The sequence below is a fragment of the Bathymodiolus heckerae thiotrophic gill symbiont genome (genome assembly GCF_900128515.1).
In the GTDB taxonomy this organism is placed as follows: Bacteria; Pseudomonadota; Gammaproteobacteria; order PS1; family Pseudothioglobaceae; genus Thioglobus_A.
Window position 1 is genome coordinate 21,504 of sequence record NZ_FQTP01000012.1, and the last position, 9,887, is coordinate 31,390.

Sequence of the window (9,887 nt, forward strand, 5' to 3'; positions counted from 1 at the left end):
GGGTTTAAGCTTCTACTTCTTGAACGTCTTTAGTGTTGATAACCTTTTTGCCACGGTAGTAACCATCAGCAGTAACATGGTGACGTAAATGGATTTCACCAGTTTCTTGATCTTCTGATAATGTTGGACCTGTTAGTGCATTATGTGAACGACGCATACCTCTTTTTGAAGGGGTTTTTCTACTTTTTTGTACTGCCATTTTATTGACTCCTGTTTGAATTTTTTAATTGTTCTAAAACTGCAAAAGGGTTTACACGCTCTTGCTCTATTACTGGGATTATATCCTTGTACGATTGGCATTCGTGTGAATGCATCGGTATCATTGGAATGGTTATTAGCACCTCATCCGTTATAAATTCTATTGTTGAAAATTCTTCATCTGCATTCAGAATTGTCTCAAAGCTTGGATCTAATTCTTCAGCTTGATTTTCATGAATAATAAAAGCCAATTTGAAAACAAGATTTAGCTGAAGTTTAACTTCATTTAGGCAGCGCTGGCAATCTAGTGCAACCTCTAATTTAACCTGACCTTCAATACAAGGGATTCTATTGTTCTCAATATAAAAATTTAATTCAACTGAAACCTTGTCGCCAGAGTTGGTCACAATTTCGCTAATTCTGGGGAAGTCTTTAACAGAGTATGTCTGTGAAAAAATCAATCCTTTTTTGGCAAAGCTTAAAAGTTTTATATTAGCTGGTATTCCCTGCATCTTTTACTATCATTAAATAACTTGACAATTTTACCAAAAATAGTATGATCAATGAATATTTATATGAAATTAATCTTACTTATAATTAGTTAATTTAAATAGGTCATATTGATGCTTTTGTTACCAATACTTATCTTGATGTTGAGTCAGTCAGCTAGTGCGTATACGCAAGATAACTTTGTGCATCAGCTGTTATTAAGTCATGAGTTTTTTGAAAAAGAGAGGATTAATGTTGAAATAAAGAAAATTGAAATGATTGGTGATCGAGCTAACTATTCTAATTGGGATTGGGGTGTTGGTGCAGAGTTCGGTCGTATTCATAAAAACAAGTTAAAGTATGATTACACATCTTCAACTGATTATGCTCGTAGCACCAATCAGCAAGTTCGTAAAATTTCATCTGACTTATCAAAAAAATTCTTTAGCAATGGTTCTGAGCTGAGTTTTTCATTTGACCGATCTCTGCCTATTAAAAATGAAAAAATGTATGACAAAAATGGCTATCAAACTGACAAAAATACCACTGAATATTTAGATGATTTGAGTGTGAGCTGGACATTGCCACTGCTTCAAAATCAAAATGGTGTTGTTGATCAAAAAACCTACGATTTAGCGGTATTAGATTATAAAGATGAAGAGCTTGTGTTGGCAGAGGTTCAAGAAGATTTTATTGAAGATAAAGTGGCTGAATTTATTGATTGGGTAGAATATAAATGGCAAATAGAGGTGCTTAGTAATACCATTAGTAGGTTGTCTAGTATACAAGTTCAGATGACAGATAGACAAACAAGAGATAGTGAAATTTTAGAGCGCTCTATCGATAAACATCAGCGTTTATTGTTGAGTTTAAAGTCAAAACTAATAGCACAAAATGCACTTTTATTGAGTGCTGTTAATGGACTTGATGTTGATAAAAATATACCCACACTTGGGCGTCAATTTAGCGTTAATCTAATTGACAATCTTGATCAATATTGTCAGACTATGGTGAGAGATTTAAAGCGAATTAATATTGAAATACGTAAAAATAATCGATCCATTGAGACGTATAAAAATTCAAAATTGCCAGATTTTGACTTCACTATCAGCGCCACAAAGGATGATAATAAAGGTAACTACACTAGTTATTCTAAATCGACTGAAACCGAATATGAGGCAAAACTTGTATTTTCATATCCGCTCAGTGGTGATATTAACAATCAAGTGTATCTGGATAAGTACCGGCTAAAATCAAGGCAGTTTGAGCTTAAATACAATAATAAACTGAATGATATTATTGCTAACGCTAAAAAGATTGCTACCGATATTAAACAAGGTCAAATTCAACTTTCTTTGATTGGGCAGCAATTACAAACTTTAGACCCTAATCATGAGTTAAACCTATATTTTAAAGGTCAGGGTGAAATAAGATTTGTGATTAGTGAGATGGATGATTATCAAGATTTACGACTTGAAGAGGTTGTTATGTTAATCGGTTTGTATAAAAATAAGCTTGAATACGACAGTTTATTAGACCGATTATTGCCGAATTAATTTAGTATTTTTCCGCCATATCGAGTGTCCATTTTCGCACTTCTTTGGTGAGGGTAGATGCATTTTCTCCAGCTGGATCTATTGCTGGACCAATAACCATTGTAATAGTGCCTGATTGCTTGGTAAAACTGCCTTTAGACCATATTTTTCCAGCATTATGATAAACCGGCACAACCAAGCAGCCTGTTTTTTTAGCAATGGCCATGCCACCATTTTGATATTCACCAAGCTGTCCATAGGGCTGGCGTGTTCCTTCAGGAAATACTACGACAAAAATTCCTTCTTTAATGCGTGCAGAGCCTTGTTTTATAACCTTTTTAATGGCTTTTAATTTTTCATCACGATTGATAATAATGGGTTTTAATAGTGCCAAACCCCAGCCAAAAATTGGAATCCATTGTAATTCTTGCTTAAGTACCCAGGTTTGGTGTGGAAAAATAGTTTGTAAGGCTAATGTTTCCCATGTAGATTGATGGTTAGAGACGATAACACTTGGTGCATTTGGAATATTTTCTTTACCAATAACCTCAAGTTTAATATTGAGTGTAATTTTTAGCCACCACATACAAAATAACGACCACTTTGATAAAATTTTGTAACGATATTTAACTGGTAAAAAAAACAAGGATAAGGCTAGCGCAACCAAAAAACTAAGCACTAGAGTTGAACCTAAAAAATACAGTAATGATCTTAAAAACAGCATGAGTAATTACGAGCGTAAACGTTATAATTAATAGGCTTAATATTTTAACAATTTTCTATGATGGTTAACACTATTTTATTTGATTTAGACGGTACCTTAATTGATACAGCGCCCGACTTGGCGTATGCACTAAATCAACTTCTTCAGGAGAATGGATTAAGTCAAAAGCCTTACGAGCAAATAAAACCTTTGGTAGCTTTTGGTGGCAAAGCCTTAATCAAGTTTGGGTTTGAGTGTGAAGATAGTCACCCTCAGTTTTTAAAATGGCATCAAAGGATTTTGGAAATTTACACGAATAATATCGATAGAAGTTCATCAACATTCGACGGGATAGATGCGTTAATTAATATGCTAAAAGCGCAAAAATTACACTGGGGTATTGTTACTAATAAGCCTGAAAATTTAACACATTTGTTATTAGAAAAACTTGGTATTAATCCAGATGTGATAGTGTGTGGCGATACATTGGAGTTTAATAAGCCTCATCCTGCGCCATTATTGTACGCTTGCGCACAATTAGCAATTGATCCTAGACGTTGTTTGTTTATTGGTGATGATAAAAATGACATGTTAGCTGGCACTAATGCAAATATTAAAACTGTGGCTGTTACTTATGGGTATGGAAAAGTTGAAAAAAATTGGAATTATGATTATTTAATCACTCATCCGAGTGAATTATTGGAGTTAATTTAATGGAAATTGTTTATGTTTTGCTAGGATTGTTGTTGGGTGCAATTGGTGTTTATTTTTATCTAGATAAGCAACTCCAAGTCTTGAGTAAAGAGAATATTCATTTAGAAGTTAGTCTTGATGAAAAAATTAAATCTTATGAAAATCAGATTAATATGATCAACATTGCCAGAGAGCAAATGAGCAAAGACTTCAAAGCAGTTGCTGGTGATATATTAGCCAAAGATCGTAATGAGTTAAGCATTAAAAATTTAGAGCTTCTTACGCCACTGCAATCTCAACTTAAAGAGTTTAGAGATAAAATAGAAATTATTACTACAGAGCAAATTAAAGAGCGTGCAACACTTGCAGCGCAAATTGACAATCTTAAAAAGACCAGTATTGAAGCACAGCAAACCACACAAAATTTAACCAATGCACTCACTTACGATAATAAGCAGCAGGGCGATTGGGGTGAGATGATTCTAAGCTCTATTTTGTCAAGTTCGGGTTTGCGCGAAGGTCATGAGTTTGATACACAAAAACAACTTAAAAATGAGCAGGGCGTGTCTTTTAAGCCAGATGTTATCTTGCATCTTCCTGATGAAAAAGACATTATTATCGATTCTAAAGTTTCTCTTAAAGCTTATAAAGACTACATTGCTGACCAAAGTAATGCAACCTCTTTAAAGGCGCATGTTAGTTCAGTTGAGGCACACATCAATGGCATTAGCATTAAAGAGTATGAAAACTTAGAGGGCGTGTTGACGCTTGATTTTATCTTTGTCTTTATTCCTATTGAATCAGCACTATTGGTGGCACTCGATCACAAGCCTGATCTATTTACCATTGCATTGAAAAAGAACATTGTATTGGTTTCTCCGTCTACTTTAATGATGAGCCTTAAAACGGTGCATCATATTTGGCAAACAGAACGCCAAAATTTAAATTCAGAAGAAATAGCACGTCAGGCAGGTGCCATGTATGACAAGTTATTCGGCTTTATAAAATCAATGGATGATATTGAAAAGCACTTAGATAAGGCACAAAAAAGCTACAAAGAAGCACGCAGTAAATTATCAGAAGGCAAGGGCAATCTGATTGGTCGCGCCGAAAAACTTAAAGCACTCGGCGTACAAAGTAAAAAGGAATTAAATTAATGGAAATTTCAACAAATTATTCAATCACCGAAGGTGAGCTAAAAGATAAAGTTATTTTAGTAACTGGTGCAAACCGCGGCTTTGGTAAGGCAATGACAATGGATTTGGCTAAAGCAGGTGCTACTGTGATCATGCTAGGTCGTGATCTTGGCTCGCTCGAAACTGCTTATGATGAGGTGGTTGATGGTGGATTTGTAGAGCCAATTTTATATCCTTTGGATCTTGAGGGTGCAACAGCTGAGCATTACCAGCAATTGCAAAAAGATGTTTTGGATAATTTTGGCCAGCTTGATGGTCTAATTCATAATGCTGGCATTATTGGTACTATGATGCCAATTGAACAATACGATCTTAAGCTTTGGTATGCGACTATGCAAATCAATGTCAATGCGCCGTTCATGCTTACACAAGCGTTAATTCCAGCGCTTAATAAATCAGCCGATGCGTGTGTGTTGTTTTTATCCTCTTCGGTAGGGCGAGAGGCTCGTGCTTATTGGGGGGCGTACGGAGTGAGTAAGTTTGCCATTGAAGGGTTAAGTAAAACGCTGTCTGAGGAGTTGGAAAAAACTAATATTCGGGTAAATTCACTTGATCCAGGGCGTATGAAAACTGAAATGAGACGAACGGCTTATCCCGCTGAAAATTCGGATAAAAACCCGCTTCCTGAAAGTAAAAGCCCTGCGATTGTGTATTTAATGAGTGAAAAATCTAAAAAAATAAAGGGAGAGCAGCTTACTTTATCCGACGCTTGATTGATGCAAAAATCAACAACATTAAATAAATAATAAAGCTGGCCATGCTTAGCACGAAAGAAAAAGCGCCAATCGGTGTCCACAGAGTTTCGTGTAATAGACCTTGGGCATCCACATATATTGGATAAAAAATTCTTTGAATCAGCACAGAAACAACAGTCAAGAATAGAAAAAATAAAGAAATTTTCAAGATTATGTTTTTAAAAGACTTTTGCATAAAACTCCTAGCGTTGTAAATCGCTGGTTAAGTGCGGGTGAATACTTTTTAAAATTTCTTAAAAGACTTTTTCAGTACCTGCAACGATGTTGCCCGTATCTAAGTACGAGACACGACGTGAAAAATCAACCACTAAACCACATGACTCTTTAACAAGCAGTACGCCCGCGGCAATATCCCAAATATTAAGTTCAATTTCCCAAAATCCATCTAGTCGTCCAGCTGCTAAATAAGCCAAATCAAGCGCGGCAGAGCCAGCGCGACGAATGCCAGCAACCTTTGGATGGATTGCCCTGAACATGTCAAGATAAGCATCTAAGTGTTGAGGTGCTTTAAACGGAAAACCTGTGCCAATTAATGTATCTTTAAAACCCGCTGCACCAGTTACACGAATACGCTGCTCATTTAAGTAGGCACCTTCGCCTTTAGAAGCGGTAAATAATTCTTCTTTAAATGGATCGTAAACAACAGCATGGGTTGGTTCGTTGTTTTCATATAAAGCGATAGAAACCGCATACTGCGGAAAGCCGTGTAGATAATTAGTGGTGCCGTCAAGTGGATCTAAGATCCAAACAAAGCGCTTGTCTTTGCCAACGATTTCACCATTTTCTTCACCCAAAATCGAATGATCAGGAAAGGCATATTTCAACTCGTCTATAATAGCGTCTTCAGCAGCTTTATCCACTTCAGAAACGAAGTCATTTGCCGCTTTATTTTCAATCGTTAGCAGATCAATCTGATTGTGATATCTTAAGATGATGTCACCCGCTTTTCTAGCGGCTTTAACGGCAATATTAAGCGTAGGATTCATAATTAAATAGACAAATGCAAAAAGACACAAATTATACCTTTGATAATGTACGCGTGGTTATGGTTAATACCACCGAGCCTGGCAATATTGGTGCGGCGGCTAGAGCCATGAAAAATATGAATCTTTCAACTTTGTATCTAGTTAGTCCAAAGACCCATCCATCAGCTGTGGCAACCGCTAGAGCAAGCGGGGCAGACGACATTCTAACGAATGCTGTAGTTTGTGATACGCTTGAAGAGGCCTTAACAGGCGTACATTTAGTAATAGGTGCGAGTGCGCGCCAGCGTAATGTTAAGTGGAGGCAAATGGATGTGGTGGGTGCATGTGGTGAAATACAAAAAACTGTATCTGTTAAAGGTCAAGAAGTTGCTGTTGTATTTGGCACTGAAAACTCAGGCTTGAGTAATGAAGAGCTAGATTTGTGTCAAATTCTAATGACCATTCCAGGAAATCCAAATTATTTCTCGCTTAATGTTGCCTCAGCTATTCAGGTGTTTGCTTATCAAAACTATGTTTATAGCACAACCACAGAATTTGAAAAAAGCACTAATGAAACAGCCAGTAATGTTGAATTAGAAGGTTTTTATGCGCATCTTGCTCAAGTGCTTGAGTACATTAACTATTTTGAAGAAAAGCGTCCTAAAGAGCTGCTTATGCGTCGCATGCGTCGCTTCTTTGGACGTGCAGAGCCTGAAAAAGAAGAGGTGGCTATTTTTAGAGGAATTCTTAGGAATGTCCAACCTTTTAAAAAATAGACAATTTTGTAAATAAGCCTTTTTTAAGTCTTAAAATCCCATAAAACATTCGTTTTAAAGCTAATTTAAGCCTTAAATTGAGTAATTTTTAGTCTAATATTAAAAATATCAGAAATAATGCAAATGACGTAATAAAAAAAGCCCGATTTATTCGGGCTTTTTTGTTGTTTGTGAATTTGTTAAGTTAGTTAATAAGTTTGTTCATGCGTTTAACAAATTCAGCAGGATCTTTTAACTGCCCACCTTCTGATAAAACTGCTTGATCAAATAGTACATTAACTAAATCTTCATCAACTTTAGTTTTTAGTTTTTCAACCAATGGGTGATTTGGGTTGATTTCAAGAATTGGCTTAGTCTCTGGCACGTCTTGACCGAGTGAAGCCATAATTCTTTCCATGTTGCCACCCATTTCATTTTCGTCAGCAACCAAGCAAGAAGGGGATTCGCTTAAGCGATTTGAAATCTTAACTTCTTTAACTTGCGCTTCAAGAATTTTGCTGATTTCTTTAATAACTTTATTGTAACTCTTAGCCGTTTTTTCTTTTTCTTTCTTTTCTTCTTTTGAGTCCAGGTTTTCTAAATCACCTTTGGCGATTGATTTAAGATTTTTACCTTCAAATTCGTTAAAGTTGTTCACCATCCATTCATCAACACGGTCAGATAGTAGTAGCACCTCAATATCCTTTTTCTTGAAAATTTCTAAATGTGGTGAGCCTTTGGCTGCTGCGTAAGTTTCAGCGGTAATGTAGTAAATATCCTTTTGATCTTCACTCATACGCTCGATGTAATCAGCCAGTGATACGGTTTGATCCTCACCTTCAGATTTGGTTGTAGCAAAACGCAAAAGACTTGCAATTTTGTCTTTATTACTGAAGTCTTCAACCACACCTTCTTTCATTACCATGCCAAATTCTTTCCAGAAAGTGGCGTATTTCTCAGGCTTGTTTTTTGCCATTTTTTCCAATTCTTTTAGAATTCTGCTAACCGACGCTTTACGAATTGTATCAACAACTTTATTGCCTTGCAATATTTCACGAGAAACATTTAGAGATAAATCAGCTGTATCAATCACACCTTTAACAAAGCGCAAGTACATTGGCATTAATTCTTCGTTGTCTTCCATGATAAATACACGCTTAGCATACAGCTTAATGCCGCCTTTGCGCTTTGGCTCCCACATGTCAAATGGCGCTTTAGAAGGGATAAACAATAATGATGTGTAGTCAAGTTTGCCTTCAACGCGGTTGTGAAGTTGCGTTAACGGCGCTTTAAAATCAAACGTTAATGATTTGTAAAATTCATCGTAATCTTCTTGTTTTAGTTCTTTTTTGTCTTGTGTCCAAAATGCATTGGCCTTGTTAACCATTTCATACTCAATCGTGTCAGAATCTTCTTCTGCTGGTTTGATCATCATAATTGGAACGGTAATGTGATCAGAGTATTTTGAAACAATACCTCTAAGGCGATAATCATCTAAAAATTCTTTTTCTTCTTTTTTGATGTGTAGAGTGACTTTTGTACCAAAATCTTCAACTGTTGCGCTTTCAAGAGAATATTCACCTTCACCTTTCGAAGTCCAAATTGTGCCGTTAGTTTTATCATCGCCTGCTTTTCTAGTGGTTAAAACCACTTCGTCAGCAACAATAAATGAGGCATAAAAACCAACACCAAATTGACCAATTAGATTTGAATCCTCAGCTTGTTTTTCATCTAGGCTTTGTAGGAATTTTTTGGTTCCTGAATTGGCAATGGTACCGATATTTTCCATAACTTCAGTTTCAGTCATGCCGATACCATTATCAGTAATAGTAATCGTACCTGCATCTTTATCAACATCAATAAAAACCTTAAGCTCTTCTTTTCCTTCAATTAAAGCATCATTTGATAGTGATTCAAATTTCAGCTTATCAACGGCATCAGAAGCATTTGAGACCAATTCACGTAAGAAAATCTCTTTGTTAGAATACAAAGAATGGATCATTAAATGAAGTAGTTGAGAAACCTCTGTTTGAAACGAATGTGTTTGTTTTGTAGTCATTTACCAGTTACCTTTATTGTGCGTAAAATGTCTTGATATGGTCAAGCTCAGAAAAATCAAGTGAAAAAGCAAATAATTGAGTTTATTTCGTATTTAAAAGTTGAGCGAAATTATGCGCTGAACACTCAGCAAGCGTATCAACGTGATTTACATCAGTTAATTATTTTTCTGAATGTACAAAAAATATCCACTTGGTCACAGCTCACTTCTGAAATGCTTAATTTATTTATGATGCAATTGCGCCATAAAAATATCTGTTCTCGCAGTATTCGTCGTTATATGTCTTCTGTGCGTGGTTTGTTAACTTATTTGGTTAATCAGGGGCAACTCAAGCACAATTGCGCCGTGCAATTACACACGCCAAAAATTGCACAAACACTACCAAGTGCGCTTAATTACGATCAATTACTACAGATGTTAAAGCCACAAAAAACCAGTCGTTTTGAGCAGCGTGATGTAAGCATTATTGAAGTGATTTATTCTTGTGGCTTGCGCGTATCTGAACTGGTTAATCTAGATGTCAAGGATGTGGATTTATC

12 protein-coding genes are annotated in these 9,887 nt (G+C 36.0%); 6 read left to right on the forward strand and 6 right to left on the reverse strand.

The features are described 5' to 3' along the window. Positions 1-4: 4 nt before the first annotated feature. Complete coding sequence (rpmF, locus tag BTHERMOSOX_RS02795; RefSeq protein WP_138119214.1) at positions 5-199, reverse strand: 50S ribosomal protein L32; 195 nt, start codon at positions 197-199, stop codon at positions 5-7. 1 nt (position 200) lies between these two features. Continuing rightward, a complete protein-coding gene (locus tag BTHERMOSOX_RS02800; RefSeq protein ID WP_138119216.1) occupies positions 201-710 on the reverse strand; it encodes a YceD family protein in 510 nt (169 codons plus the stop codon). Positions 711-821: 111 nt separating this feature from the next. Here BTHERMOSOX_RS02800 and BTHERMOSOX_RS02805 point away from each other — a divergent pair, with 111 nt between their 5' ends. Further along, on the forward strand, positions 822-2,243 hold the full coding sequence (locus BTHERMOSOX_RS02805) for a TolC family protein (RefSeq protein WP_138119218.1): 1,422 nt from the start codon (positions 822-824) through the stop codon (positions 2,241-2,243). A 1-nt stretch (position 2,244) separates the two neighbouring features. On the opposite strand, the gene BTHERMOSOX_RS02810 is transcribed toward BTHERMOSOX_RS02805, so the two are convergent. After that, complete coding sequence (locus BTHERMOSOX_RS02810; protein ID WP_138119220.1) at positions 2,245-2,946, reverse strand: lysophospholipid acyltransferase family protein; 702 nt, start codon at positions 2,944-2,946, stop codon at positions 2,245-2,247. Positions 2,947-3,003: 57 nt separating this feature from the next. Here BTHERMOSOX_RS02810 and BTHERMOSOX_RS02815 point away from each other — a divergent pair, with 57 nt between their 5' ends. From BTHERMOSOX_RS02815 to BTHERMOSOX_RS02825, 3 genes are read left to right on the forward strand one after another with little or no spacing between them, the layout of a single operon-like run. After that, complete coding sequence (locus tag BTHERMOSOX_RS02815; RefSeq protein ID WP_138119222.1) at positions 3,004-3,639, forward strand: HAD family hydrolase; 636 nt, start codon at positions 3,004-3,006, stop codon at positions 3,637-3,639. Beyond that, entirely contained in the window at positions 3,639-4,775 is a 1,137-nt protein-coding gene (locus tag BTHERMOSOX_RS02820) for a DNA recombination protein RmuC (protein WP_138119224.1), read from the forward strand. Before BTHERMOSOX_RS02815 ends, BTHERMOSOX_RS02820 begins: the two co-directional genes overlap by 1 nt. After that, positions 4,775-5,527, forward strand: coding sequence for a YciK family oxidoreductase (locus BTHERMOSOX_RS02825; protein WP_138119226.1), 753 nt, complete (start codon positions 4,775-4,777; stop codon positions 5,525-5,527). The genes BTHERMOSOX_RS02820 and BTHERMOSOX_RS02825 overlap by 1 nt, the downstream gene beginning before the upstream one ends. Here BTHERMOSOX_RS02825 and BTHERMOSOX_RS12040 read toward each other — a convergent pair. Then, positions 5,508-5,744: a DUF3955 domain-containing protein gene (locus BTHERMOSOX_RS12040; protein WP_138119228.1), complete on the reverse strand. Its 237-nt coding sequence runs from the start codon at positions 5,742-5,744 to the stop codon at positions 5,508-5,510. The two genes, BTHERMOSOX_RS02825 and BTHERMOSOX_RS12040, sit on opposite strands and share 20 nt — an antisense overlap. A 58-nt stretch (positions 5,745-5,802) precedes the next feature. Then, complete coding sequence (locus tag BTHERMOSOX_RS02835) at positions 5,803-6,555, reverse strand: inositol monophosphatase family protein (RefSeq protein ID WP_138119230.1); 753 nt, start codon at positions 6,553-6,555, stop codon at positions 5,803-5,805. A 14-nt stretch (positions 6,556-6,569) separates the two neighbouring features. Here BTHERMOSOX_RS02835 and BTHERMOSOX_RS02840 point away from each other — a divergent pair, with 14 nt between their 5' ends. After that, positions 6,570-7,310 carry an RNA methyltransferase gene (locus BTHERMOSOX_RS02840; RefSeq protein WP_138119232.1) on the forward strand — a complete coding sequence of 247 codons (741 nt, stop codon included), beginning with the start codon at positions 6,570-6,572 and terminating at the stop codon, positions 7,308-7,310. 184 nt (positions 7,311-7,494) lie between these two features. On the opposite strand, the gene htpG is transcribed toward BTHERMOSOX_RS02840, so the two are convergent. After that, entirely contained in the window at positions 7,495-9,348 is a 1,854-nt protein-coding gene (gene htpG / locus BTHERMOSOX_RS02845) for a molecular chaperone HtpG (protein WP_138119234.1), read from the reverse strand. A gap of 60 nt (positions 9,349-9,408) precedes the next feature. On the opposite strand from htpG, the gene BTHERMOSOX_RS02850 reads away from it, so the two are divergent. Further along, the coding region (locus tag BTHERMOSOX_RS02850) for a site-specific integrase (RefSeq protein WP_171004630.1) at positions 9,409-9,887 on the forward strand (479 nt) is incomplete at its 3' end.